The organism is Candidatus Thalassolituus haligoni, assembly GCF_041222825.1.
GTDB lineage: Bacteria > Pseudomonadota > Gammaproteobacteria > Pseudomonadales > Oceanobacteraceae > Oceanobacter > Oceanobacter antarcticus.
The window spans coordinates 3,791,921-3,816,319 of record NZ_CP139482.1 but is presented as its reverse complement, the minus strand read 5'-3'; the positions used below and the strand labels follow the sequence as shown (position 1 = coordinate 3,816,319).

26 protein-coding genes are annotated in these 24,399 nt (G+C 55.1%); 15 read left to right on the top strand and 11 right to left on the bottom strand.

The features are described 5' to 3' along the window. The first annotated feature begins 31 nt into the window (after positions 1–31). The 4 genes from SOJ49_RS17225 to SOJ49_RS17210 all read left to right on the top strand — a co-directional run bounded on the left by SOJ49_RS17225 (position 32) and on the right by SOJ49_RS17210 (position 4,120). The gene (locus tag SOJ49_RS17225) at positions 32–1,015 is read left to right on the top strand and encodes an efflux RND transporter periplasmic adaptor subunit (protein WP_369855715.1); all 984 of its coding nucleotides are present in this window, start codon (positions 32–34) and stop codon (positions 1,013–1,015) included. Beyond that, positions 1,012–2,151, top strand: coding sequence for an ABC transporter permease (locus tag SOJ49_RS17220; RefSeq protein ID WP_369855714.1), 1,140 nt, complete (start codon positions 1,012–1,014; stop codon positions 2,149–2,151). Before SOJ49_RS17225 ends, SOJ49_RS17220 begins: the two co-directional genes overlap by 4 nt. Then, a complete protein-coding gene (locus tag SOJ49_RS17215; protein WP_369855713.1) occupies positions 2,148–2,879 on the top strand; it encodes an ABC transporter ATP-binding protein in 732 nt (243 codons plus the stop codon). The genes SOJ49_RS17220 and SOJ49_RS17215 overlap by 4 nt, the downstream gene beginning before the upstream one ends. Positions 2,880–3,475: 596 nt before the next feature. After that, positions 3,476–4,120 carry a hypothetical protein gene (locus tag SOJ49_RS17210; protein WP_369855712.1) on the top strand — a complete coding sequence of 215 codons (645 nt, stop codon included), beginning with the start codon at positions 3,476–3,478 and terminating at the stop codon, positions 4,118–4,120. On the opposite strand, the gene SOJ49_RS17205 is transcribed toward SOJ49_RS17210, so the two are convergent. From SOJ49_RS17205 to SOJ49_RS17180, 6 genes are read right to left on the bottom strand one after another with little or no spacing between them, the layout of a single operon-like run. After that, positions 4,110–5,339, bottom strand: a complete 1,230-nt coding sequence (locus tag SOJ49_RS17205; protein WP_369855711.1) for a tyrosine-protein kinase family protein — start codon at positions 5,337–5,339, stop codon at positions 4,110–4,112. The two genes, SOJ49_RS17210 and SOJ49_RS17205, sit on opposite strands and share 11 nt — an antisense overlap. Then, the gene (locus SOJ49_RS17200) at positions 5,336–5,683 is read right to left on the bottom strand and encodes a hypothetical protein (RefSeq protein ID WP_369855710.1); all 348 of its coding nucleotides are present in this window, start codon (positions 5,681–5,683) and stop codon (positions 5,336–5,338) included. Before SOJ49_RS17200 ends, SOJ49_RS17205 begins: the two co-directional genes overlap by 4 nt. Beyond that, on the bottom strand, positions 5,665–6,087 hold the full coding sequence (locus SOJ49_RS17195) for a DUF86 domain-containing protein (RefSeq protein WP_369855709.1): 423 nt from the start codon (positions 6,085–6,087) through the stop codon (positions 5,665–5,667). The genes SOJ49_RS17200 and SOJ49_RS17195 overlap by 19 nt, the downstream gene beginning before the upstream one ends. Then, positions 6,077–6,490, bottom strand: coding sequence for a nucleotidyltransferase domain-containing protein (locus tag SOJ49_RS17190; protein ID WP_369855708.1), 414 nt, complete (start codon positions 6,488–6,490; stop codon positions 6,077–6,079). Before SOJ49_RS17190 ends, SOJ49_RS17195 begins: the two co-directional genes overlap by 11 nt. Beyond that, entirely contained in the window at positions 6,487–7,080 is a 594-nt protein-coding gene (locus SOJ49_RS17185) for a DUF4276 family protein (protein WP_369855707.1), read from the bottom strand. Before SOJ49_RS17185 ends, SOJ49_RS17190 begins: the two co-directional genes overlap by 4 nt. A 1-nt stretch (position 7,081) precedes the next feature. Then, on the bottom strand, positions 7,082–8,266 hold the full coding sequence (locus SOJ49_RS17180; protein ID WP_369855706.1) for an AAA family ATPase: 1,185 nt from the start codon (positions 8,264–8,266) through the stop codon (positions 7,082–7,084). A 127-nt stretch (positions 8,267–8,393) separates the two neighbouring features. Between SOJ49_RS17180 and SOJ49_RS17175 the strand changes: the two genes are divergently transcribed. Next, positions 8,394–8,540 carry a hypothetical protein gene (locus SOJ49_RS17175; RefSeq protein WP_369854690.1) on the top strand — a complete coding sequence of 49 codons (147 nt, stop codon included), beginning with the start codon at positions 8,394–8,396 and terminating at the stop codon, positions 8,538–8,540. A gap of 132 nt (positions 8,541–8,672) precedes the next feature. Then, complete coding sequence (locus SOJ49_RS17170) at positions 8,673–9,686, top strand: IS110 family transposase (protein ID WP_369854977.1); 1,014 nt, start codon at positions 8,673–8,675, stop codon at positions 9,684–9,686. 1,099 nt (positions 9,687–10,785) lie between these two features. Here SOJ49_RS17170 and SOJ49_RS17165 read toward each other — a convergent pair. Next, positions 10,786–11,700, bottom strand: a complete 915-nt coding sequence (locus SOJ49_RS17165) for a LysR family transcriptional regulator (RefSeq protein ID WP_369855705.1) — start codon at positions 11,698–11,700, stop codon at positions 10,786–10,788. A 168-nt stretch (positions 11,701–11,868) separates the two neighbouring features. Between SOJ49_RS17165 and SOJ49_RS17160 the strand changes: the two genes are divergently transcribed. Then, complete coding sequence (locus SOJ49_RS17160; protein ID WP_369855704.1) at positions 11,869–12,402, top strand: NADPH-dependent FMN reductase; 534 nt, start codon at positions 11,869–11,871, stop codon at positions 12,400–12,402. 378 nt (positions 12,403–12,780) lie between these two features. Here the strand turns inward: SOJ49_RS17160 and SOJ49_RS17155 are convergent, their stop codons facing one another. The 3 genes from SOJ49_RS17155 to SOJ49_RS17145 form a co-directional block, all read right to left on the bottom strand. After that, on the bottom strand, positions 12,781–13,581 hold the full coding sequence (locus tag SOJ49_RS17155; RefSeq protein ID WP_369855703.1) for a LuxR C-terminal-related transcriptional regulator: 801 nt from the start codon (positions 13,579–13,581) through the stop codon (positions 12,781–12,783). After that, a complete protein-coding gene (locus SOJ49_RS17150) occupies positions 13,581–14,981 on the bottom strand; it encodes an aspartate aminotransferase family protein (RefSeq protein WP_369855702.1) in 1,401 nt (466 codons plus the stop codon). The genes SOJ49_RS17155 and SOJ49_RS17150 overlap by 1 nt, the downstream gene beginning before the upstream one ends. A gap of 259 nt (positions 14,982–15,240) precedes the next feature. Next, positions 15,241–15,936, bottom strand: a complete 696-nt coding sequence (locus SOJ49_RS17145; RefSeq protein WP_369855701.1) for a GntR family transcriptional regulator — start codon at positions 15,934–15,936, stop codon at positions 15,241–15,243. Positions 15,937–16,095: 159 nt separating this feature from the next. Between SOJ49_RS17145 and SOJ49_RS17140 the strand changes: the two genes are divergently transcribed. The 6 genes from SOJ49_RS17140 to SOJ49_RS17115 all read left to right on the top strand — a co-directional run bounded on the left by SOJ49_RS17140 (position 16,096) and on the right by SOJ49_RS17115 (position 22,721). Beyond that, positions 16,096–17,421: a glutamine synthetase family protein gene (locus SOJ49_RS17140; protein WP_369855700.1), complete on the top strand. Its 1,326-nt coding sequence runs from the start codon at positions 16,096–16,098 to the stop codon at positions 17,419–17,421. Positions 17,422–17,799: 378 nt separating this feature from the next. Beyond that, positions 17,800–18,891, top strand: a complete 1,092-nt coding sequence (locus tag SOJ49_RS17135) for a polyamine ABC transporter substrate-binding protein (RefSeq protein ID WP_369855699.1) — start codon at positions 17,800–17,802, stop codon at positions 18,889–18,891. 86 nt (positions 18,892–18,977) lie between these two features. Beyond that, a complete protein-coding gene (locus SOJ49_RS17130) occupies positions 18,978–20,144 on the top strand; it encodes an ABC transporter ATP-binding protein (RefSeq protein ID WP_369855698.1) in 1,167 nt (388 codons plus the stop codon). Positions 20,145–20,154: 10 nt separating this feature from the next. After that, complete coding sequence (locus tag SOJ49_RS17125; RefSeq protein ID WP_369855697.1) at positions 20,155–21,096, top strand: ABC transporter permease subunit; 942 nt, start codon at positions 20,155–20,157, stop codon at positions 21,094–21,096. Beyond that, entirely contained in the window at positions 21,096–21,902 is an 807-nt protein-coding gene (locus SOJ49_RS17120) for an ABC transporter permease subunit (protein ID WP_369855696.1), read from the top strand. The genes SOJ49_RS17125 and SOJ49_RS17120 overlap by 1 nt, the downstream gene beginning before the upstream one ends. Before the next feature lie 81 nt (positions 21,903–21,983). Then, a complete protein-coding gene (locus tag SOJ49_RS17115) occupies positions 21,984–22,721 on the top strand; it encodes a gamma-glutamyl-gamma-aminobutyrate hydrolase family protein (protein WP_369855695.1) in 738 nt (245 codons plus the stop codon). Between the two features lie 284 nt (positions 22,722–23,005). Here SOJ49_RS17115 and SOJ49_RS17110 read toward each other — a convergent pair whose 3' ends face one another. Beyond that, entirely contained in the window at positions 23,006–23,161 is a 156-nt protein-coding gene (locus SOJ49_RS17110; protein WP_369855694.1) for a hypothetical protein, read from the bottom strand. 76 nt (positions 23,162–23,237) lie between these two features. Between SOJ49_RS17110 and SOJ49_RS17105 the strand changes: the two genes are divergently transcribed. Together SOJ49_RS17105 and SOJ49_RS17100 are read left to right on the top strand one after the other, a co-directional pair. After that, positions 23,238–23,705 (top strand): MarR family winged helix-turn-helix transcriptional regulator, encoded by a 468-nt coding sequence (locus SOJ49_RS17105; RefSeq protein ID WP_369855693.1) that lies wholly within the window; start codon positions 23,238–23,240, stop codon positions 23,703–23,705. 46 nt (positions 23,706–23,751) lie between these two features. Beyond that, positions 23,752–24,300 carry a glutathione peroxidase gene (locus SOJ49_RS17100; protein WP_369855692.1) on the top strand — a complete coding sequence of 183 codons (549 nt, stop codon included), beginning with the start codon at positions 23,752–23,754 and terminating at the stop codon, positions 24,298–24,300. Positions 24,301–24,399 lie beyond the last annotated feature (99 nt).

Genomic DNA, 24,399 nt, shown 5'->3' with positions numbered 1-24,399 from the left:
CACCCCAAAGAGAGAGCCGCTGCGAGGCCCTGTGTACTGGTGGCTGGCTGCTCTGCTGCTGGCCTTTTGGCCTGTCCTGTTGCTGTTGCCTGAGCCTGGGACGGCAGCTGACACCCTGGACCCGGAGCGAACCTCCGGAGCGCTGCCCATGCGGGGAGCGGGAGAGCTGGTAGCGCGGGAGGAAGCGCTGCTGGCCAGTCGCAGCACTCTGAGGGTGGCATCGATAGTGGTGGATGTCGGTGACCCTGTGGTACGCGGGCAGGTCCTGCTGGAACTGGATGCTGCAGAGCTGGAGGCCAATCTGGCCGCTGCTCGGGCTGGATGGGATAACGCCCGTGAGGCCGAGGTTGTGGCACGGCTGGCACTGCAGCGTGCCACCGTCTTGCACCAGCAGACCCGGCTCGATGGCGAGCGGGCGGAGCAGTTGTCACGGCTGTCTCCGGGGGCTCTTGCTGTCAGTGAACTGGACGCCCGTCAGACGGCTGCCCGCACGGCGGCTCTGGATGCGAAGGCCGGAGAGTCGCAATGGCGAGCCGCCGAGGCTGCCCATGCGCAGGCACAGGCCAACTGGCTGGCGGCCAGCGCCCGTCTGGAGGACGCTACCCTGCGAGCCCCCTTTGACGGTGTTGTCATTGCCCGTCACTGCAGCGTTGGTGATGTGGTGGCTCCGGGCCAGCCTGGTCTGACCCTGGTGGATCCGGACTCGCTGCGGGTGCAGGCGCGTTTCGACGAGTCTCTGTTGAGCCGGATCCGGCCTGGAGACAAGGCTCAGGTATGGCTGAAGTCGCAACCATTGACCCCGATTGCAGCGCAGGTTGTGCGGCTGAACCGGATGGTAGACACGGACACACGAGAGTTTTCGGTTGATCTGCAGCTGATGTCATTACCACCAAACTGGGCACTGGGTGAGCGGGCTATGGTGGAAGTGCAGCCTGTCCTTGCTGGGTCGCCGGAAGGTTGCTCCGGGCCATCCTGTGCAGGCATACCGGCTCTGGCGGCGGAGGTGACCCCGTGAATCTGGCTGTAAAGGACATTCGGGCCAACCTGGCGCGATTTCTGTTAACGGGGCTGGGCGTTGGCCTGACCTTGCTCGCGGCGATGTCGATGACCGGGCTTTATCACGGAATTGTGAGTGATGCGCTGGCCATTATCGATGATTCCGGGGCCGACCTGTGGGTGATCCAGGCTGGCACCGAAGGGCCATTCGCCGAAGGCTCTTCCATTGACCGCCGCACGCTGGCGCGCACGCTGTCAGTGCCGGGGGTACGGGCGGCACGCCAGTTCACACTGCAGTCGCGGCGTTTTGAAATTCACGGCAATACCGTGCGTGGCTCGCTGATCGGGCTGGATTTTCCGGCCGATCGCGGTGAGTGGATTCCGCTACTGGCCGGACGTCCACTGGCAGCCGGACGTGGCGAGGCCATTGCTGACGAATCCACAGGTCTGCGCCTCGGTGATGAGCTGCATCTGGACGGTACTCGCTGTGTGGTCGTTGGTCTGGCGCGTCATTATCTGGATTCCAGCGGCAATCCGGTGGTGGCGCTGGGCATCAACGATGCTCTGGACGTTCAGACTCACCGTCCGGCGGATGCGGTGGCGATTGCCCGCGCTGCCGGGCGGCCGGTGCCAAGTGTTCGCGCTGCCAATGTCGCCGCTATCATGCTGGAGCTGGAGGACTCTGCCGATGTCACGGAGGTGCGTCGCACCATTGACCGCTGGGGCGATGTAACGGTTTTGAGTGCCGAGGAGCAACGCACCGTGTTTCTCTACGGGCGGCTGGGTCGTTTGCGCGGACAGATCTTGATGTTCACGGCGGTACTGTTGCTGGTGAGTGCGGTGGTGATTGCGGTGACCATCTACACCATGACACTGGAGAAGCAGCACGAAATTGCCTTGCTGAAACTGATTGGCAGCCCCAACGGCCCTATTGTCTCCATGATCCTGCAGCAGGCACTGGCGTTGGGCGCACTGGGCTACGGTATCGCGGTGCTGCTGGGGCCCTTGATCTGGCCCTTGTTTCCACGGCGGTTGGTACAGCCACCGCAGGATTTTCTGATGTTCGCGGCCATTGTGCTGGTGCTTTGTGGTGTGGGGGCGTTACTGGGTATCTGGAAGGCCATGCAGGTCGAGGCTCGGGAGGTGTTGTCATGACGGCTGTTTTACCGCTCCGGGAACCGGTATTGGCAGTTCCCGCGCTGGAGTTGCGCGGGGTGAGCAAGGTCTATGGTAGCGCAGACATGGCCGTGGCTGCTCTGTCGCGGATTAACGTGCAACTGCAGGCCGGTCAGATGGCGGGTTTGCTGGGACCCAGTGGAGCAGGGAAGTCAACGTTATTGATGATGGCAGGCCTGCTGGATGAACCGACCGAGGGTGAAGTGTGGCTGCATGGCCAACTGGCCAGCGGCGCCCGCGCCACGATTGGCGACCACCGGGCCTTTCGCCGCGCCTGCATTGGTTTTGTGTTCCAGAAACCCAACCTGATTCCCTTCCTGACCGGGCTGGAAAATGTGCTGCTGGCGCTGGAGGTCAACGGTGTACGCGGGGCTCCTGCCAGCGTACGTGCGATGGAACTGCTGAACTATCTGGAAGTCGCCCATCGGCGTGACAACCTGCCCAGTCAGCTCTCTGGCGGTGAACAGCAGCGAATCGCCATCGCCCGCGCTCTGGCCAACCGCCCGCCACTGCTGCTGGCCGACGAACCCACCGCCGCACTCGACAGTCAGCGTGGCCGTCAGGTCATGACCCTGTTCCAGCGTGTGGCCAAGGATACCGGGGCAGCGGTGCTGGTGGTCACCCACGACCACCGCAGCCTCGATCTTTTTGACCGGATCTTTGAAATGGATGACGGCTGTCTGGCGGAACGTCCCGGAGGATCATGATTTTGCCCTGCTTTTACGAACCCCTTTTGACTCAGCAAAAGGTGCCCAATGCCAGCCTGCAAAAATCAGAAAAAGACGACGCAATACTCGTTGGAGTTCAAGCAGAGTCAATCAGGAGGCAACCCGCAAGAGACAACCCGGACAACCACCCAAATCAGCATTCTGTAATTTGGAGAAAACCAGAGATTCACAAGACGAAAACCGGATTTCCGATGCATTCAATGACTACGCCAGGGCCTATGCAGCAGCTAGGATAAACTCTTGCTGCTCATCAGCCATTGGTGGATGTCCCGGTTGTTGCGGGCCAACAGCCAGTCGTTCAACCGTTACAGCTATGTAATGAACAACCCGGTCAGTCTGGTTGACCCGAGTGGTTATCTCTGGAATCCGGTTAGATCCCTGACCAGGGCGGTCAGTAAACTGGGCAGTTATGTTGGCAGCCGGGGGTCAAACAGGACGACTAGCAACGCTAATATACCGACCAGTCTGGTGCCTGGTTCCGCGAAAAAGCGGCCAGTAACCCCCGAACGTTTGCGTTATTGCCGGCGGCGGCGGGGTGTGCTGCGACGGCGGCTCCAACCGCAGGGATGGGGTGTGTGGCGATTCAAGGTATATCATCCGGGATCATTGCCAAGGGCTTCAAGGTTGGTTTGAAGACGGCAGCGATTGCGGCTGTTACTGTTGGTGCATCATACGGGATTGGTGAGCTGGCACAGGCTGGTTCCATTACCGGGGCTGAGCGAGTCGGGTTGCATATGTTGGTGGGTGGAGCATCGTCTCGGGCAAGTGGTGGCAGTTTCTGGCGTGGAGCTGCTTCCTCGTTTGCAGCCAATACCTTGCCACAGCAAATGGTCGAGATGGCACCACAAAGCTGGCATTCCGCTATGAACAGCGCCATGGGTCATGCCATGCTGGGAGCAATCGTGGGCGGCACCACATCCGTGATTACGGGTGGTGGTACGCAAGGGTTTGTCAATGGTGCAATGACTGGTGCCATGCAGCAGTTGTTTAATGATTTTATGCATCAGGGAGATGCACAAAAGGACTACTCCATTACAGATGCTGAACGCCAACTTGTAGCCGACGGAAAAATCCAAGAGTTTTGGGAATCCAGGTTGGCTGCAGGTGATCCAGTTGCAAGGGCAGGGTTAGGATCTTTAAATCCTGAGAGTGGTATCGTTGATTATCTATTCGGTGGAACCAGTATCAACAATCGGCTACAAGCATTTGCTAATGTGTAATTTCGATGAGTCGCCCATGCAACGATTGTAATCCGGTAAAACTGCGGTGCCAGTGTACTGCCCAGGGCGAGTGCGGAGCTGTATCATCGGATTCTTCAAAGTTCCAGCTGTCGCCTATCACTTCTCCGGGTTTAATATCGTCGTATTGGGTGTCGGCAAACAGATTGCAGGCGTTTTCCCGCAGACGTTCGAGATAGCTGATGGTATCGGTATCCGGGGTTAATCCCGAGACAATTTGCAGGCGTTTGCGGATGTCGATAATAGAGTGACTGCGCTGCCAGTGTTCGAACAGAATTTTATAACCGCTCCAGGTCTGACTGCCGTCAATCGCAAACAACAAGATCAATCTGGCGCCCAGATCGGTAATACAGCTGGAAGCGACTTCGTCGATACCGGCGCGGGAGTCGATCAACACAATATCGGGCTGATACTTGTTTTCGAGTTGTAGGATCAGCCGCTGCAGACGTTGCGACCAGCTTTCGCGGCTGCCGTTGGCCTGCAGTTTGGGCATCCAGACCCGGCCCAGCTTGGAAATATATTCGCCGGGATGTGCACCATGGGCAGGTATGACCAGAATCTCACCATCACGAGATAAATCACTGCTGGCGACCATGTGTTGCATGACGTTATCGCCGTTATCGACCAGATCCTCGACCAGCCAATCCGTAATACCGTAAGCGGGCTGCTTTTCGAGAGGCAGAATCGCAGTCGAGAGACCGGGGGATTCCAGATCAAGGTCGAGCACCAGAACCTTTTTACCAGCCTGCGCCAGAGACCAAGCCGTAGCAGCCAGAGCCGAAGAACGGCCAACGCCACCTTTGATGGAGAAGAACACCACACGGGCCGGGCCAGATTCAGATGCTTGGGTTATGGTTTGCCAGTCGGTTTCCGTCGCCAGGCGGTCAACAATGAATACGTCATCGAACCCGTCAAGCGCAAAACCTGGAGCTTCTTTTTTTATTGCGTCCAGATTTTCTTCAAACAGTACTAGTCTCTCTGCGGGCCATGCATGTGGAGCCAGTTGTTCACTGATGGCTTCAAGCAATGGCTGCAGTCGCGAAGTCAGTTCTGCATCATTTTCAACGGTTTCCGACAGAATCAGGCGCACACGACCGTTCAGGTCGCGGTTAATCAGCACGGTGCCAAGCTCCGTCAGTAACGGTAAGTGTTGGGCAAATATTGCCTGAAGAGTCGAGGTGATCTGGTCAAAGGTGATCATGGTTTTTCTTGGCTCAGTTGGTAGTCTTTAACCAGTTTTTGGATGGATTTTGCAGCTTTTTGGTGTTGTTGCACGCGTTCCTGAGTGAATTCATTTTCGTTAGCATAACGATCCGAGGCATCCCAATTTGAGAAGGGATTCTCGCTCGGAATGACATACTGAGTTGCCAGCTTGCCATCTATAAATGAATTGTATTTGGCCCATAGTTCGTTGATGTGCTTGAAAAATCTATGTTTTTCATTCTTATTCTCTGGCTGATCAGAGCCAGCGTTCCATTTAATACCAGTTTTCAGAGTGCAGCTTTTATGAGTGTATCGAGTGCTGGTTAATGCTTCGCCAGCCACTCTCGTCCCTGTTCGGCAAACTCAAATAGCTGCCGGGTGTAGCCACCCTGAATCACGCTGCGGACAATGTCCGGGTCAACGTTCAGATAATCGTGAACCAGGACATTTCGCAAACCAATGACCTTGCGCCATCCGACCAGTGACTGGGTTTCCAGTTGCTGGTGTTGTGCCAGTATTTCGAAGGCCATACCGGCATTTTCAGGACTGCTGCCAGACAAGGCTTTGGCCCAGTGTTTGGCGATGCCAATACAGCTTTCGATGGTGATTTGTAAGGTGCGCTCGGCAGCACGGTATTCAAGGTTTGAGAGTGAACGCTGGGCCAGCAGACCGGATAGCTCGTCCAGTTCAGCCCGACATCGGGCCAGAGAGTTTTTCATGGCATACAGGTAAGCGCTATCTGTCATGGATGCCTCCGTTGTGGGTCGTGGAGAAACTTTGGTAGTCCAGCTCCATCATCGACATGATCCGGGCTTCTTCTTGTAATCGCCGCCCTTTATCGGCGCTCCAGAGTACCCGATTCGCGGATATCACCGAATAGGCAAGCGGAATGGGCGATTGATTAATGTCCAATATCGAAAGTCCGTTTTCTGACAACCCCAATTGCTGCCGCCAGTCTTCCGCTAACAGCTCCGGACGCAAACGGGTTTCCAGCTTGTTGGCCAATTGCACAGGGTCGAATGCAACAGCCAGATCAATGTCCGAGTATGCGCCTGCATTGCCTTTGGCGTGTGATCCGTAGAGCCAGACAACCTGCACTTCGGGGCGCTGTTGCGCCAGAGCAATGATCTTTTGTTCAGGAAAACTCATGGTTTATTCCTGTCTGCTTGGTGGTCTGCTGCGCGGCATTCATTCAGAAAACGAGTGACACCGCTCAGAAATTGCCGATAGCTTTCTGACTGGTTATCGATCAGGGATAAATGGGGAGCGATGGCCCGAGCACCGGAGTTTTTCTGGTAACCCTTGATCAGCTTTTTCAGTTCCTGCTGGGCGTTTGCAAGAGCATCCGGGTTGCGAAACTTCTTGCTGTTTTGCTTTTTGGCCAGTGTCGGTTGGTTAAAAGCATGGGCGACTGCTGCAAGGTCTCCCAGAAACCAGCTTTCCAGTTCGTGAACCACGATACGTACCAGGGTTTCAGGTCGCCCATTGTCGGTGCAGAGTTGTTTCAGTCGTTGTTTGAGCGCAATGCAGTCCCCTTGATCCTTGTCTCTTACGACAACGAACCAGCTATTCGGGACGTTCCAGCCTCGTAGTTTATTGGGAATGGATTGCTCCAGATCGGTCTTCCCTTCATGAGGTATACAGATAAAAGTCACCTCTGTGGGAAGGAATCTGGGCAGTATTTCATCAAGTACCTTTTTGGCCGAAGGCTCTTCCAGCAGAAACACCAGCATGGTCATATCAAGGGTCTACTCCATCAAACAGTCCTTGTTTCCAGAGTGCACCGGGCAGGTCTCCGGCAGCCGCCAGGTTGACCAGCAACGGATTGTCAGAGGCGCGTTGAATGATCGTCAGTCCTTGCTCTTTTTTCAGCCAGAAAATTTCTGATAACTGAATACTGTTGAGCATATCGGGGGAGTGGCTGGACACCAGAACCTGTCCTCCGCGTTCGGCATAAAGACGGAATTCTTCCGCCAGTTCGGGCATCAAGCTGGGATACAGTTGGTTCTCGGGTTCTTCGACACAGAGTAGTGGATGAGGGGCCGGGTCATGAAGCAACAGAAGGTACGCGAACATCTTGATAGTGCCATCAGAGACATAACGAGAAATAAACGGGTCTTTGAATGAGCCATCCTGAAACTTGAGCAGAATACGGCCATCATCTGTTTCGATCGCCTTGACATCTTTGATACCAGGAACCCGTTGTTTCATCTTTGCCAGTACCTGGCTAAAGATATCCGGGTGTTGTTCGTACAGATACTGGGCTACCAGCGCGGTGTTATCGCCTCTGACCGACAGATGTTCGGCATAACCGGCATCCTGCGATGGGCGAGCCTCACTGATGTGAAAGTCAGACACATGCCAATGTTCTATCAGCTGCCGGAAGGCACTGGCCGCCTTGAAACGCTGGAATTGGCCCAGTCCCTTGATGGCCAGAATATCCGGGCTGTCCAGGGTTTGTTCTTCTCGCTCCAGCTCTGAGTCTTCTTTATTAAAATCGTCTTCATTAACGATGGCGTAACCCTTGCCTTTCTGGAAATCGATAAAGTGATAGGGAGAGCCATATTTACCACGTTTGTATCTGAGTATTTCGCTGGCAATGACAGGGCGATTATTGTCGAGACAAATTTCCAGCCGGTAGGTCACCAGACGTTCTACGTCGTTGATCAATAACCGAAATTGTACCGAAATTTCGATGGCTTCATGGGCGTGGCCACGGGTGACGACTTCATGAAAACCACCCCGTTTTTGCAAGGCAGTACGGACGTTGCCAGCCAGAGCATCCTTGAGAAAACCAAACACATCGAACAGGGTGCTTTTACCCGTACCGTTGGCTCCGACAAAGACACAGAGGCCCGGCATCTTCGTGATTTCCACTGACTGGAATACGCGGAAGTTTTTGATCGACAGAGACTCGATTTTCACTCTGTGCTCCTGTTATGCGTTCAATGGCGTACGTTAGCAGTTTTAACCGGGGGTTTCTTGGGGGGGCATCTATTTAATCCTGCACGGCTCTGCGCGAGTGTTGCCGTTGTTCAGGGCAAGGCGACGAATGCAGCGAAATGACGAGTCCTTTTCAAATTCGTCAACACCGCACTGGACGGCGGCAACCCGCGCCCTTCGGGGGCTGCCGGATGATCTCGACTCGGTGTCGCCGACTTTTGACTTGACCCGTCAGGCCTGCAAGTCGGCTTCGTGATTCGAAACCATCCGGTGGCCCAGAGTGAGCACCGGATTAAATAGATGATGAGATGGACGCTCCCCATATGATCCAGCGTCAAATGCGCTAAGGTTTTGTTACGAGCAAAACGTCAATATGAGGAGCGTCCACATGAATGATATTAGTACCATCGCCATCGATCTTGCAAAGTCCGTTTTTCAGATCTGCATCGTCTCCGGGCACAACAAGGTATCGAAGCAGTTACGCCTCAGCCGGGAGAAATTCAGGCAATTCATGCTGGAGCAAACACCCTCCAGAGTCGTCATGGAGGCCTGTTATTCCTCGCATTACTGGGCCAGGTTATTTCAGCAACAAGGCCATCAGGTACTGTTGATTCCGGCCCAGCATGTCACGCCATTTGTGCGGGGCAACAAGAACGATCAGAACGATGCTCTGGCCATTTATGAAGCATCCATGAGACCCAATATCCGGTTTGTACCGATCAAGTCATTGGGTCAACAGGATGTTCAGAGCCTGCATCGAATGCGAGAACGGCTGGTCAAGGATCGCACTGCGCTTTGCAATCAGATGCGCGGTTTGTTGACGGACTACGGTTATATCTTTCCCATCGGGATCAATGCTGTGTTTAAAGGGTTGCGCGAGATTCTGGAACAAGGTGAGCTGTCTGGCATGATGCAGTCGGAGTTGAATTGGACATTGACTGAATATGACCTGTTATCGCGTCGGATTGATCACATTAACGAAGAATTAAAGCGTTATGGCGAACAGGATCAGCAATGCCAGAACCTGATCTCTATCCCTGGAATCGGGGCTCATATCGCGACGGCCATCAAGAGTACGGTGGGCAATGCGGAGGTCTTTCATAACAGCCGGGATTTTGCGGCGTGGACGGGGTTAACGCCGAGACAAAAGGCCAGTGGTCATAAATCGGTGATGTCAGGGATTACCAAGCGTGGGGATGCCTACTTGAGAAAATTACTGGTGCAGGCTGCACGTCACACACTGCGCTGGGCCAAGCGAAACGAAGACACAAATCTGGCGCGCTGGATGATAGACATCGTCCAGCGTCGCGGATTGCACAAGGGCGTTGTCGCCATTGCGCATAAACTGGCGCGGATTATCTGGAGCGTTTTGACACGTCAAACGGTCTTTAATCCGGCCTGAAAGCAAGAACCCATCGGGTAGTCGTTGTTTGATGATGTAACGGGGCAATCCGTCCCTGGTAGAGCCTGAGCGGGACACGATCGGCGTGGTCAGATCGAATAGATGTTAAAGGTGCCAGGGTTCGGATTTCATCAGGGCTGCGGGAGCTGATCCCGAACAGAAGCCGGATATATGTCAGAACTGCCACTGTCATCGCAACGAACGACGAAGGGTCAACAGGAAAAAAGAAGGGCATTTGGAGGTGCCAGGGTGAAGTCGTCCTTGACACCGCGGGAGCGTCTATATATGTCCCCTTTAGAAGAGTTGCCGAAGGATTACTCCAAGAATAATTAATCCAGGCAGTATCATTATCTATTGCCGGTGTTGGTGACGCGAGCGGTTGAGCCAAACAGAGATAATTCCCGTACTCCAACGCAATCCTGAAGTTCGTGTTTGCAGCTACGTAAAGTGGTGAGTGCTTGCATGACGTTATCCCGTCAACAAAGCGGATCACAGCGTAGCGCCTGGCGGCGGTGAGTGGAAGTGCATCGGGTGCTGTCGGAAATGTCTGATGTCAGTATGCCTGGTCAAGGTGCTTGGTCAAAGTGCTTGGTCAAAGTGCCCGGGTTACTTGTCGGGTAACGGTGGCAAATGTTCCTGCTTGTATATCTCGCAGCCGCACTGGCTGCATGGCCAGTACGGGCTGTCCCATTCACCGGCTTGATTGATTACCGGCATTTCGCAACCGCCGATAATCACTTTCCCTGTATGTATGTCAGCCTGCATTTGTTCGTCGTACATTGGAAAACCGTAGAGAATATTTGCCGTGCTCAAGAGTGAATAACTTGATGTCGCTCATGGGGTTCCTTGTCGTTGAGGTGTCGTGCCCGGTTGTTGTGCTGCCGTCACTGCCGCCGTTTTTCCGGTTCTGGCAGCTCATTCTGAATAATGCTCCAGACCTTATCGTCACAATGCCGGAATCGCCATGGATCAGTCGATTCCGGATGGCACAGTAATACGAGGCAGGTATTGGGCGGACTGCCTCCTGATTGGCTGGTTTGGTACGGCTACCGAATATCGGGAGTGTGAAATTTGCAAAGGGAAACAGCAAGCGCCAGGTTTATATCCCGGTGCGTTGTGCCAGTCGCTCGGCAACAAAATCAATAAAGCAGCGTACTTTGGCAGACATGTGTTTGCGGCTGGGGTAGATCAGGTAGATATCAATCACCATCGGTTGGTAGTCGGTAAACAGTTCGATGAGTCGGCCACTGCTGATTTCGTTGGTGAATAAAAATGAGGGCATGCGGGCGATGCCTTGTCCGGCGAGGCAGAGGGATATTTCCATTTCTGAGCTGTTGCTGCTGACCCGGCTGTTTACCTCGACCTGGATGTCTTTGCCGTATTGGTTGCGGTAGTGCCAGAGACGCGGTGTTTTCAGGTAGGTGTAGGTGATGCAGTGATGTTCGGTGAGTTCTTCTGGCCGTTGCGGAGTTCCGTATTGTTGCAAATAGGACGGAGCGGCGAGTGTCACGGCCCGTGAACGCATAACGCGACGGCTGATGAGGCTGGAGTCTTCCAGTTGCGGGGTGGCTCGTATCACGACGTCGAAGCCGTCTGCGACGATGTCGACCTTGAGGTTGTTGAAGTCGATTTCGAGGCCGACCTGCGGGTAATGCTGCAGAAAGTCGGAGAATATGCCGCGCATCTGGGCCATGCCAAAGCTGACTGGGCAGCTGACCTTGAGGGTGCCGGTGGGTTGTTGTTGCTGGCCCATCAGGGCGTTTTGGGTATTGCTGACATCGGCAATGATTTGCTGGCATTGCTGGTAGTAGAGTCGGCCTTCGGCGGTCAAGTGCAGTGAGCGGGTGGTGCGGTTGAGCAGGCGGGTGCCGAGGCGTTCTTCAAGTCGGGCGATTTCTTTGCTGATGTAGGAGGTGGAGTGCCCGGTGTTGTCGGCGGCACGGGTGAAGCTGCCAGCACTGACCACTTCGGCAAAGATGATGATGCCGTCCAACAGGTGGGCATTGTAAGTCATGCTGTCTCCTTTTCTCACATCACGAGATGTTGGGTACTGACGGCGTGAATAATGGCTTATTGATAGTCAGGTGGAAACAATAACTCCACAAAAACGCTATTAATTAATCTGTGTGGCTAATGTAAGGTGCACCTCATCAACCAATCTTCATCTTGAAGGAGCCACCGCATGAAAGTATTAGCGTTTGCCGCTACTAACAGCCGTCAGTCCATTAACAAGCAGCTGGTCACTCATGCGGCCAAGCAGCTGCAGCAGACCACTGGCGCTGAGTTGGAAATCCTCGATCTGAATGACTTCGAGATGCCAATTTACAGTGTTGATCGTGAACAGGAGTCTGGTATTCCTGAACCTGCCCAAGCGTTTTTCAAGAAAGTCGGCGAAGCCGATGCCGTGCTGATCTCGTTTGGTGAGTTTAATGGTTCATTCAGTGTGGCGTATAAAAACGTGTTTGACTGGGCTTCCCGTATCGATCAGAAGGTTTATCAGAACAAGCCGGTCGTGGTAATGGCAGCTTCCCCTGGCCCTGGTGGTGCGCAGAGTGTATTAGCGACTGCTGTGGGTTCCGCGCCGTATTTCGCCATGGACGTGAAAGCTCAACTGTCGGTGCCGTCGTTCTACGATAACTTTGATGTTGAGAAAGGTGAGCTGAGCAATGCGGAATTGACTGCAGCGCTGACCGAAGCGTTGGCAACGCTGGCGTGATGCCTCGCATGGCCTGATCGCTGTAAATTTAAAAACCGGCTCTGCCGGTTTTTTTGTGCCTGAATGTAGGGACGCCCTCCGTGGCTGTCCGACGCCCTCCGTGGCTGTCCGACGCCCTCCGTGGCTGTCCGACGCCCTCCGTGGCTGTCCGAATACGTGTGAACCGGTTGGGTGGACACGGACGGAGCCGGTCCCTACGTTGTATCAATGGCGGTCAATGGTAGGGACGCCCTCCGTGGCTGTCCGAATACGTGTGAACCGGTTTGTGGACACGGACGGAGCCGGTTTGCGGACACGGACGGAGCCGGTTGGCGGACACGGACGGAGCCGGTTGGCGGACACGGACGGAGCCGGTCCCTACGGGCAAGGCCGATCCTTTCAGGCGACGATACGCATATCCATTTCACTGAGGTGGTTGAGGAACAGGGTGAAAATTTCGCTTTGTTGCGAGGTGTTCAACCGGCCATGGATGTTTTTGCGATGTACCTTGACGGTGCCAACACAGATGTTGAGCAGCTCGGCGATGGACTGGGAGCTGTGGCCTTGCAGAATCAGGGCGGTGATTTCCTGCTCGCGGCGGGTCAGGACGCCCTGGCCGAAAGTGCGTAATGCCTGGGTCAGGGTGCTGCGGCTCTGGCCGTTGGGCAGATATTCATCGGCGTTGGAGAGCCAGAATTGGCGAATCAATGCACTGACCATGGCGCAGTGTTCCTGCAGCCGGTTCATTTCTGCACGGGTGATGCTGCCAAGGCTGGATTTGCGACCGAGAGAAAGGGTGAAGTAGCGGTTTTCCGCCAGTTCGATGACCAGGTTGATTTCGTCAACGAGGTCAAATTCCTGATAGCAGCTATTAAAATATTCGCTTTGGGTGAAGGAATCCGGGGCGATGTTGCTGAGGCGGCTTAACCCGGTAATCTGGTTGCTACTGCTCTGCTGCAGAGCGCAGTAAAGCGGGTCGAGCAGATAGCTGTGGTGCAGGTAAGTTTCCAATGCTGCGCTGGGTGCGTCAGTCTCGGTGTAAATCAGCGTTGGTTTCGCACCGGGAACAAACACCAGCATCAGGCAGGTATCAAAATGCGCCAGGCTGGTGAGGTAACTGGCCAACTCCTTCGGAAAACTGGTCAGGCGAATGTGATCGACCAGATTCGCCAACGCTTTGGTTGCGGTTGTCTCAGACATCAGAGTGCTCCTGCCTGTTGTGCACTGGCCAGTGTCAGGTCGAGACAGAGGCGGACTTTTTGGCACAGTTCGTTGATTTCTGCTTTGTTGATCACCAAGGGTGGCGACAATACCATGCGGCTGCCGACCGCACGCATGATCAGGCCATTATCAAAACAGTGGTCACGGCAGATCAGGCCGATGTCCAGCGTTGATGGAAACAGGGTTTTGCTGACCTTGTCTTGCACCAGTGCCATACCGGCGATCAGGCCGATGCCTTCGATATGGCCCACTAACGGGTGATCAGACAGGCTTTCACGCAGGGTTTTCTGGAAGTAAGGGCCGGTGTTGTCACGGACTTGCTCAACAATATGTTCATTTTTCATGATGTCGATGGTTTTTAATGCCACTGCGGCGGCGACCGGGTGACCGGAATAGGTGAAGCCATGGTTGAAGTCTTCATCCTGCGCCATCAACGTGTTGGCAATACGATCACCGACCGCAACCGCTGCAATCGGCAGGTAGCCGGAAGACAAGCCCTTGGCCATCGACATAATGTCTGGCTGGATATTAAAGGTATCGCTGCCGAACCAGTTGCCAGTGCGGCCAAAACCGCAGATGACTTCATCCACTGCCAACAGAATGTCGTATTTGTGGCAAATACGCTGAATCTCGGGCCAATAACTGGCGGGTGGTACGATCACGCCACCGGCACCCTGAATCGGTTCTGCCACAAACGCGGCGACGTTGTCTGGCCCAACCGCGAGAATTTTTTCTTCCAGTGCCCGCGCTGCTAGCAGGCCAAATGCTTCTTCGCTTTGATCACCGCCTTCGCCATACCAGTAAGGCTGCCGGATACGTTCGATATTCGGCACCAGCGGCCCTCCCTGTTTGTGCATGCCACCCATACCGCCCAAGCTGGTGCCACCGATGGTGCTGCCGTGGTAGGCGTTCTCGCGGCTGATCAGAATGTTACGCCATGGCTTGCCCTGGAGCGCCCAGTAGTGGCGGGTCAGACGCATCACAGTATCAATGGCTTCTGAGCCGGAGTTGGCGAAGAAAATCCGGTTCAGATCCCCAGGCGTCACACTGGCGATGGCTTCAGCCAGTTCGACTGCGGGGCCATGGGTAGTTTGAAAAAAGGTGTTGTAGTAAGGCAGTGTGCGCATTTGGGCATCGGCGGCTTCGGCCAGCTCCTCACGGCCATAACCCAGATTGACGCACCACAAGCCTGCCATGCCATCGAGAATCTTGTGGCCCTGTTCATCCCAGATGTACACCCCGTCGGCGTGAGTGATCACCCGTGCACCCTTGTTGTTCAGGCGCGTTGTGTTGGTGAACGGATGCAGGTGGAAACGGGCGTCGCTCTGCTGCAGGGAGGAATGACTGGTTGCAGTAGTGGTGTTGGAATCGTGGCTCATGTCACGTACCTTAATTCTTTAAATGTGATCACAATTTTGTGATCACAAAATGAATTGGTCAATGGCTGTACAAAATGACTGGCCTGAAATCACCAATCGTCCAGATTGTCCAATAGCGGACGACGACAAAATATGCGTATCAGGCGGCGTCGGCGAAGAAATGTGTGCGAAGCGAAGTCCTGCAAAGAAAAGCCATGCAAAGAGATGTTGTTAAGGCGATGAGGAATACAAATGGCAGCGGCCCGGCAGCCGGGTCTTGCTAACCGAGCAATTGTTGCAGCTGTTCTGGTGAGGAGGCAAAAGCACAACCGTCGCGAATATCAGCGCTGATGGCCATTTGTAAGGCCAGAGAATCGCGCTCACGAATGGCGGCAACGGCCTCCTTGTGGCGATCGACCTGGTAATAATCATCAAGATTTTCGCTGGCGACTTGCATAAACGGCGCCAGTTGCAGCCACAGACTTTCGATTAACGACTGGGTAACCTGATGCGGGTTGGCGGTGTAAAGCAGACGGTGGAATTGCTGATTGTACCGGGTTACATCGTGGCTGTTGCCGGTCTCGCTGGCGATATCAATGCGGCTGTCGAGCTCTTCCAGCTGGGCCAGCCGGGTTTCATCAATGTAGGGCATGGCGCGCACAGCACTGTGGGTTTCGAGGCAGATGCGGGCTTCAACCAGCTCGGCAAATTTCATCGCCGTCATTTTCGGCACCATAACGCGGCGGTTTTCGAGAATTTCCAATGCCCCTTCTGCCGACAACTGGCGTAGAGCCTCGCGGATGGGCATTGGGGATACATCGAGCAATGTCGCCAATTCGCGTATGGTAAGAGCACGCCCTGGCGCTATTTTCCCCAGCAATACGGCCTGGCGCAGTGTGCTGTATACCCACTGGGTGATAGTTACAGCGCTGTGGCGCTCAGTTAGGGTGAGATCAATCGGGGTGTGTTTATCCATGCTGATAGCGCTCTGTCTGCGGTTTTTGCTCGTGTTTGCTACTTGCCTGTCATCGAATATGTGATCACAATTCGGGATATTCAAGCACAACACAGGCGGGGCAGCCAGAGCGTTTGTGTGCCCCTTCTTTCCTTGTGCTCCTTCATGACCAGGTGTTCCATGCAAAATGATTTTGATCTTTTTATCGTCGATCTGAACGGCAACCTGCGAGGCAAACGCCTGTTAGGCAGCTCGCTGGATAAAGTCTATGAAGAGGGCGTCAAGTTGCCACGCTCCGTTATCGGTGTCGATTTTTGGGGCGGTGATGTCCCTGATAACGGCCTGGTGTTCGAAACCGGTGACAACGACGGTATTTGTATACCCGTGCAAGACAAACCGACTCTGGTGCCTTGGGCTGGCGAAGAGCGCCATCAGTTGCAGGCGATGATGATGAACCCGGACGGCTCGCCCTTTAACGTCGATCCGCGCCAGGTATTAAAAAACATCGTCGACCGTTTCCATGAACGTGGCTGGTATCCGGTGATGGCCACCGAGCTGGAATTTTATCTGATGGATGGCGATTCCGAAGAAGTGCAGCGTCCGCGTCCGCCGGTACTGGATCGTGGCCATGGTCGCCGCCTCAACACCACCGATGCCTACTCAATTGAAGACGTTGATGGCCTGGAATCGTTTTTTGCTGAAGTGCGTGCCGCCTGTGATGTACAGGGTGTATTGGCCGATACCATTATTTCCGAGCTGGGGCCGGGTCAGTTCGAGATCAACCTCAAGCACGTCTCCGACCCGTTAAACGCTGGTGACCAGTCGATCTGGTTCAAGCGTCTGGTCAAGGGCATTGCCCGCAAGCACGGTTACACTTCCACTTTTATGGCCAAGCCTTACGCCGAACATTCCGGTAACGGCTTTCACGTGCATTTCAGCCTGGTCGACAAAGATGGTAACAACCTGTTCGACAACGGCGGCGAAGAAGGCACCGAGATGCTGACCCAGGCGATTGCCGGTTTGCTGGAATTGATGCCTAGCTCGATGCTGCTGTTTGCGCCGCACCTGAATTCCTATCGCCGCTTTCAGGACGGTTCCCATGCGCCGGTATTTGCCTGTTGGGGTTATGAGAATCGCACGACTGCAGTACGGGTACCGGAAGGTGACCCGGAAGCACGGCGGCTGGAGCACCGGGTGTCCGGTGCCGACGCTAACCCGTATCTGGTGTTGGCGGCCGTATTGGCCGGGTCTTTGTATGGCCTGAATAACAAACTCGTTCCGCCAGAACCGATGGAAGGCGATGCCTATGCCGATTCCCACGAGTCGACGCGTTTGCCTTATCGCTGGGACGACGCCATCAAGGCGCTGGACAAGAGTGCAGTGCTGCGTGAATACCTGGGCGATGAGTTTGTGGATGTTTTCTGTGCGATCAAGCGCCAGGAAATTACCGAGCTGAACAGCCGTATTTCCGACATTGAATATGAGTCGTACCTCGGCCTGCTGTAACCGCAGCACAAGCCTGGCACTGGTCGCGTCAGCGACAAGACGGGTGCGACAAACAATGAATGACACCATCGACACCACAATCTGAGTGACAACAGTGGGCGGCCCATCGGGTCGCCTGTTTTGGTTGTGGAGTACTGTGCTGGCTTTGGATGTGACCAGTGCGGCTCAGATTCGCAGGGTGGCGCGGCTGGTAATGTGAACATTGTCGGCCAGCTTGTGGCGGAAATAAGCCACTATTGGCTCTACAGGGCCTGATTTTACTGGCCTGTATAAAGCCCACCGGGGATCTAGCCCCTGGGGGGTATGGGAATGCCTCGGCGGCATCCGTAGCGTGACGATCAAGGTTGCTCGACTAACGTGTTATTTCTGGAGAAACATATGCTCAAACTGTCTGCTCTGATGGCCTCTGTATGCGCGCTGACGGCCGCATCCAGCGCTCTGGCCGCTGATAAGGAACTGAATATCTACAACTGGTCGGATTATATCTACCCGGAAGCGGTGGCTGAATTCGAACAAAAAACCGGCATCAAGGTGAACTACGACGTTTACGATTCCAACGAAGTGCTGGAAGCCAAATTGATGACGGGCAGCAGCGGTTACGACCTGGTAGTACCGACCGGTGCTTTTCTTGAACGTCAGATTCAGGCCGGTATCTACGCCACCATCGACAGCAGCAAGCTGAGCAACTACGGCAACCTCGACAAGACCCTGCTGGAAAAAGTCGCCCGTCACGATGCCGGTAATGCCCACAGTGTGCCATGGGCCTGGGGCACCATTGGTCTGGGTTACAACGTGGAAATGATCAAGGCGCGACTGGGTGAGATGCCTGTCGATACCCTCGACCTGATCTTTGATCCAAAAATTTCTGCCAAGCTGAAAGACTGCGGCATTGGCTTGCTGGACTCTCCGGCTGAAGTGATGTCGATCGCCCTCAACTACGTCGGCCTTGACCCCAACTCAGAAAGCAAAAGCGACCTCGGCAAAGCCGAAGCCCTGATGAAAGCCAATCGTGACAACTACCGTTATTTCCATTCCAGCCAGTACATCTCCGATCTGGCCAACGGTGAAATCTGTGTCGCGCTGGGCTACAACGGCGATATTCTGCAATCCCAGAGCCGCGCAGAAGAAGCCGGACAGGGAGTGGAAGTGGCGTACGTCATTCCGAAAGAAGGCACGCTGGTATGGTTTGACCTGATGGCGATTCCTGCCGATGCCCCCAATAAAGACGCGGCTTACCAGTTCATCAACTTTGTCCTCGAGCCAAAAACCGCAGCCGGTATCTCCAACTACGTCTATTACGCCGTACCGAACACCGCTGCCGAGCCATTCCTGAACGAAGACGTGATCAGCAATCCGGGCATTTACCCAAGTACCGCCGTGAAAGCCAAGCTGTTTACCCAGCAAGCCCACACAGCCAAGTTTGACCGCGTGCTCAACCGTGCCTGGTCAAACGTCAAAACCGGCCGTTAATTGATATTCGCACCGACCCGGAGAAACATCCGGGCGGTGCTGCCATTCCCGAGGGGGGCAGCCCCCGTCTAACTGGTAGCCAGGTTATGACAACAGCACAACAACCCGCCCCGAAAACCAACCCGCTGACGGCACCCACGCCAGACTTGTGGCGCGACCCCAATGCCCATCCGTTTGTCTTCTTTGACGGGGTGACCAAACAGTTTGGTGACTTTACCGCCGTCGACAACATCAGCCTGAAAGTCTACAAGCGCGAGCTGTTCTGTTTGCTGGGCGGCTCCGGTTCGGGCAAAAGTACCCTGCTGCGGATGCTGGCCGGGTTCGAACAGCCGACCAGTGGCCGTATTCTGATTGACGATGTGGACATGGCTGGCATTCCGCCGTGGAATCGACCGGTGAACATGATGTTTCAGTCTTATGCGCTGTTCCCGCATCTGAGCGTTGAAAAAAACATTGCCTTTGGCCTCAAGCGCCAGCGGCTGGCCGACGTCGACATCAAGCGTCGCGTGGCCGATATGCTCGACATGGTGCAACTGGGCCATCTCGGCAAACGCAAGCCACACCAGCTCTCCGGTGGCCAGCGCCAGCGGGTCGCGCTGGCGCGCTCACTGGTAAAGCGTCCGAAGTTGCTGCTGCTCGACGAACCGCTGGGAGCGCTGGATAAAAAACTGCGCGAAGAAACCCAGTTTGAGCTGGTGAACATTCAGGAAGAGCTGGGCGTGACCTTTGTGGTGGTGACCCACGACCAGGAAGAAGCCATGACGCTGGCGACCCGCATCGGCGTGATGAACCAGGGCAACATTGTCCAGGTGGGTGAACCCCATGATATTTACGAATACCCCAACAGCCAGTTTGTCGCCCGGTTTGTCGGCTCGGTCAACCTGCTTAATGGTCGGGTGACGGAAGACGAACCGGATCGCGTGCGTATTCGCTGCAACGACTTTGAGCCAAGCGTGTACCTCAACCATGGCATCAGCTGTGCACCCAATCAGGAAGTGTGCGTGGCCATCCGGCCAGAAAAAATGCTCATCAGCCACGAGCCACCGGTACAAACCGACAACACCTGCTCCGGCGTGATCGAAGACATCGCCTACATGGGCAGCCTGTCGGTCTTCCGTGTACGCCTCGACAGCGGCAAGGAAGTCCGTGTGACCCAGCCCAATACCTCCCGCGACAGCGGTGCCCGTTTTACCTGGCATGAACGGGTACACCTGTACTGGGATGTGGATAGCGCCGTCGTGCTGACCAGCTGAGGATACCCTTATGAGTCAATTCAACGGCTACACAGCCGCACAAGCGCTGTTGCAACGCGCGTTTCACAAACTGCCATTGAAACGGATTAACTGGGGTCGCCAGCTGGTGATCTCGGCCCCGTTTGTATGGCTGGCGGTGTTCTTTTTTATCCCGTTTCTGGTGGTGTTCAAGATCTCGCTATCGGAAACCGCCATCGCCATACCGCCCTACACCGCGTTGGTTGAGCTGGAAGACGCCTACTTCAACATCAAGCTGAATCTCGGTAATTACCTGTTTCTGTGGGAAGACTCCTTCTACCTGGAGGCTTACCTCAGTTCGATCCGGATTGCCGGTATCTCGACTCTGCTGGCACTGATCATCGGCTTCCCCATGGCCTACCTGATTGCCCGCAGCGAATCCCGTACCCGCACCCTCTTGCTGGCGCTGGTGGTCTTGCCTTTCTGGACCTCGTTCCTGTTGCGGGTATACGCCTGGGTCGGGCTGCTGAAAAAGAACGGCCTGGTCAACGACATACTGATCAACCTGGGCATCGTCAGCGAACCAATCCAGATGTTACAAACCGACTTCGCGGTCTATATCGGCATCGTCTACACCTACCTGCCGTTTATGATTCTGCCGCTCTACACCACGTTAGAGAAAATGGACATCTCGCTACTGGAAGCCGCAGAAGACCTGGGCTGTCGGCCAATGCAGAGTTTCTTCCTGGTGACCGTACCGCTGGCCATGCCCGGTATTCTGGCAGGCTGCACCCTGGTGTTTATTCCGGCGGTGGGGGAATACGTGATACCGGCGTTACTGGGTGGCTCCGATACCCTGATGATTGGCCGGGTACTGTGGGATGAATTCTCGCTCAATCGCGACTGGCCGATGGCATCGGCAGTGGCCACCGTGATGCTGGTGGTACTGGTATTACCCATCATGCTGCTGCGTAACCGCAAGGAGGCCGAATAATGGCCGCACAACGTCGTTCCTGGTTTTTATATTCTGCCTCGGCACTGGGGTTTCTGTTTCTCTACGTGCCGATTATTTCACTGATCATCTACAGTTTTAACAAGTCCAAACTGGTTACCGTTTGGGGTGGCTGGTCGCTGAAATGGTATGGCGAACTGTTCCAGAACGAACAGATACTCAGCGCCGCCTGGCTCAGCATCAAGATTGCCTTTATCTCCGCCTCGCTGGCGGTGGTGCTCGGCACCATGGCAGGTTTTGCACTCAGTCGAATGGGCAAGTTTCGCGGCAAAATGATGCTCTCGGGCTGGATTTCTGCCCCGTTGATCATGCCGGAAGTCATTACCGGCCTGTCGTTGTTACTGCTGTTTGTGGCCATGGAAGACCTGTTTGGCTGGCCTGCCGGACGTGGCACCCTGACCATTATCCTGGCCCACACCACCTTCTGCATGGCCTACGTGGCCGTGATTGTGCAGGCGCGGATGGCGGATTTTGACGAATCCCTCGAAGAAGCAGCGATGGACCTGGGAGCCAAACCCTCATCGTTATTCTTTCTGGTCACCTTGCCATTGATTGCCCCGGCGATCCTGTCGGGCTGGCTGCTGTCGTTTACCCTGTCGCTCGACGACCTGGTGATCGCCAGCTTTGTCTCCGGGCCAGGCGACAGCACCCTGCCCATGGTGATCTTCTCCAAGGTGCGCCTGGGCGTGACCCCGGAAGTCAACGCACTGGCAACGCTGATGATCCTGATCGTGGCGATTGGTGTCGTCGTGGCGATGATGCAAATGAAAAAACGGCCTCAGCCGTAACGCCTGCTTGTAACAGGCAACCCGCATAACACACCACTGGCGTGTTATGCGCACCCTACGACCGTTAACAACGAGCACTTTATGAAAATCGGTATTCTGGTCACCGGGATCACCCCGGATACCTTGATCGACCAATACGGCTCCTACGCCGATATGTTTATCCGCCTGTTCCAACCCCACAACCCCGGCTTCGACTACGTCATCTACAACGTCAGCCTTGGCGAATTCCCCGCCAGCGCCAACGACTGCGACGGCTGGGTGATCACCGGCTCGAAACACAGCGTCTACGAACAGCTGGACTGGATTACGCAACTCAAGGAACTGGTGCGCCAGATAGCCACATCGAAACGACCGTTAGTCGGCATCTGCTTTGGCCACCAACTGATTGCCGAAGCGCTGGGTGGCAAGGTCGAAAAATACAGCGGCGGCTGGGGTTTGGGAATCAACACCTACCAGCTCGACAACGGCTTTGCCCAACAGCTCGAACAAGCCACCGGACAAGCGCCGCCAACACTCAACATCAACGCCGTGCATCAGGATCAGGTGAGCATACTGCCAGAAGGTGCGACCGTACTGGCCCACTCCGACTTCTGCCGCTACGCCGCGCTGAGCTACTGCGACAACCGCATTGTCAGCCTGCAACCCCACCCGGAATTTACCCTCGACTTTGAAGATGCCCTGCTCGACGAACGCGGCGGCGAGGGCATTCCGTTGCAAGACGCCCAACAAGGACTAGCCAGCGTACGACAACCCGGTGCCTGCCTGGACTCCCCGGTGATTGCAGGCTGGCTGGTGGCCGTGTTGCAGCAAAAACAGTAATAAACGGCCGCAACGACGATGACGTAGGGACGCCCTCCGTGGCTGTCCTAACGCCCTCCGTGGCTGTCCTAACGCCCTCCGTGGCTGTCCTTAACGCCCTCCATGGCTGTCCTTAACGCCCTCCGTGGCTGTCCTTAACGCCCTCCATGGCTGTCCTTAACGCCCTCCGTGGCTGTCCTTAACGGAGCCGGGCGGACACGGACGGAGCCGGTCCCTACCCGAAACGCTACGAAAAATGGAAAGCGGCAAAACGTCTTAATCCCTTTTTATTCAGGGTTGGTTTCTTACTTTAACGACGGCATCATGGGTTCTATGGCATCGAGTGCGGCACTGGTATAGGCGGCGTGAACATGGGTGTAGTAGCCGCCTCTCTCTTTGCTGACTTTTGGGCAGTATTGTTGTTTGGCGAAATCCAGATCGGATTCTTTACGACAGCGCAAAGTGAGCCTGTTTAATAAATTATATTGCTCACAATTTAATTTTTAGCAATACTCCTTTCATTAAATGGAGTTCTGTATGACCGATTCCGCTGCGCCTGATCTTGCGGCAAGCACTGTTGATGACCGTGGACTCCGGCTGGATGAGCAGTTGTGCTTTCCGCTGTATGCTGCATCCAATCTGATTGTGAAGGCCTATGGCCCGTTGCTGAAGCCGTTGGGGCTGACGTACCCGCAGTATCTGGTGATGTTGTTGCTGTGGGAGCAAGCGGAATGGACGGTCGGCGCGCTGGGCAAGCGTTTGCACCTGGATTCCGGCACGTTGACGCCGATGCTGAAGCGTATGGAGCAGACCGGGCTGGTTTGCCGTCGGCGTTGTCTGGAGGATGAACGCCGGGTGCTGGTATCGGTCACAAGTGGCGGTGCGGCGTTAAAGGCGTCCGCTGCTGGTATTCCTGCTGCAATGGCATGCCGTCTGGCAGCCGATAACGAGTGGCTTGCGCGGCTGCGAGCGGATTTGAATTCACTGATTGAACTGATGGATTAGCACGTAACGTGCTGCACACCCACCCGCACTCCTTTGGAGATATATTATGAGTACGATTTACGAAACCACGGTGAACACCATTGATGGCGAAGCAAAATCCCTGGCCGACTACGCCGGTAAAGCTTTGCTGGTTGTGAATGTGGCGTCCAAGTGTGGTCTGACGCCACAGTACGAACAGTTGGAAGCGCTGTACAAGGAAGCGCAGGCCAGCGGTCTGGAAATTCTTGGTTTTCCATGTAATCAGTTTCTTGGTCAGGAGCCGGGTACGGAAGCGGAGGTGAAGGAATTCTGTTCGCTGACGTATGGTGTGTCGTTCCCGATGTTCAGCAAGGTTGAGGTGAACGGTGAGGGTCGTCATCCGCTGTATCAGCAGTTGATTGCCGCTCAGCCACAGCGTACTACCGAAGAGGGTAGCGGCTTCAAGGACAAGCTGGCGGGTATGAATCTGTTGTCTGACGATGAAACCGATGTGATGTGGAATTTTGAAAAATTCCTGATCAGCAAAGACGGTGAAGTGATCGGTCGTTTTGCGCCCGACATGACGGTGAATTCGCCGATTCTGAAAGCCGCTGTCGACGCCGCACTGACAGCCTGATCGTCTGGAGCCCGGTATCGCCGGGCTTTTTTTGTTATAGCGCTATTCCTCCTTCCTGAGTCGGGTACTTTCAACCCGAAGGCACCATGGTATGCATGT

What these genes read in the sequence shown, in the direction of transcription:
- SOJ49_RS17215 (WP_369855713.1), top strand. Translation starts at nt 2,148, where the DNA reads ATGACGGCTGTTTTACCGCTCCGGGAACCGGTATTGGCAGTTCCCGCG.
- SOJ49_RS17205 (WP_369855711.1), bottom strand. Translation starts at nt 5,339, where the DNA reads ATGATCACCTTTGACCAGATCACCTCGACTCTTCAGGCAATATTTGCC.
- SOJ49_RS17195 (WP_369855709.1), bottom strand. Translation starts at nt 6,087, where the DNA reads ATGACAGATAGCGCTTACCTGTATGCCATGAAAAACTCTCTGGCCCGA.
- SOJ49_RS17190 (WP_369855708.1), bottom strand. Translation starts at nt 6,490, where the DNA reads ATGAGTTTTCCTGAACAAAAGATCATTGCTCTGGCGCAACAGCGCCCC.
- SOJ49_RS17185 (WP_369855707.1), bottom strand. Translation starts at nt 7,080, where the DNA reads ATGACCATGCTGGTGTTTCTGCTGGAAGAGCCTTCGGCCAAAAAGGTA.
- SOJ49_RS17175 (WP_369854690.1), top strand. Translation starts at nt 8,394, where the DNA reads ATGCAGCGAAATGACGAGTCCTTTTCAAATTCGTCAACACCGCACTGG.
- SOJ49_RS17170 (WP_369854977.1), top strand. Translation starts at nt 8,673, where the DNA reads ATGAATGATATTAGTACCATCGCCATCGATCTTGCAAAGTCCGTTTTT.
- SOJ49_RS17165 (WP_369855705.1), bottom strand. Translation starts at nt 11,700, where the DNA reads ATGACTTACAATGCCCACCTGTTGGACGGCATCATCATCTTTGCCGAA.
- SOJ49_RS17160 (WP_369855704.1), top strand. Translation starts at nt 11,869, where the DNA reads ATGAAAGTATTAGCGTTTGCCGCTACTAACAGCCGTCAGTCCATTAAC.
- SOJ49_RS17155 (WP_369855703.1), bottom strand. Translation starts at nt 13,581, where the DNA reads ATGTCTGAGACAACCGCAACCAAAGCGTTGGCGAATCTGGTCGATCAC.
- SOJ49_RS17150 (WP_369855702.1), bottom strand. Translation starts at nt 14,981, where the DNA reads ATGAGCCACGATTCCAACACCACTACTGCAACCAGTCATTCCTCCCTG.
- SOJ49_RS17145 (WP_369855701.1), bottom strand. Translation starts at nt 15,936, where the DNA reads ATGGATAAACACACCCCGATTGATCTCACCCTAACTGAGCGCCACAGC.
- SOJ49_RS17140 (WP_369855700.1), top strand. Translation starts at nt 16,096, where the DNA reads ATGCAAAATGATTTTGATCTTTTTATCGTCGATCTGAACGGCAACCTG.
- SOJ49_RS17135 (WP_369855699.1), top strand. Translation starts at nt 17,800, where the DNA reads ATGCTCAAACTGTCTGCTCTGATGGCCTCTGTATGCGCGCTGACGGCC.
- SOJ49_RS17130 (WP_369855698.1), top strand. Translation starts at nt 18,978, where the DNA reads ATGACAACAGCACAACAACCCGCCCCGAAAACCAACCCGCTGACGGCA.
- SOJ49_RS17125 (WP_369855697.1), top strand. Translation starts at nt 20,155, where the DNA reads ATGAGTCAATTCAACGGCTACACAGCCGCACAAGCGCTGTTGCAACGC.
- SOJ49_RS17120 (WP_369855696.1), top strand. Translation starts at nt 21,096, where the DNA reads ATGGCCGCACAACGTCGTTCCTGGTTTTTATATTCTGCCTCGGCACTG.
- SOJ49_RS17115 (WP_369855695.1), top strand. Translation starts at nt 21,984, where the DNA reads ATGAAAATCGGTATTCTGGTCACCGGGATCACCCCGGATACCTTGATC.
- SOJ49_RS17105 (WP_369855693.1), top strand. Translation starts at nt 23,238, where the DNA reads ATGACCGATTCCGCTGCGCCTGATCTTGCGGCAAGCACTGTTGATGAC.
- SOJ49_RS17100 (WP_369855692.1), top strand. Translation starts at nt 23,752, where the DNA reads ATGAGTACGATTTACGAAACCACGGTGAACACCATTGATGGCGAAGCA.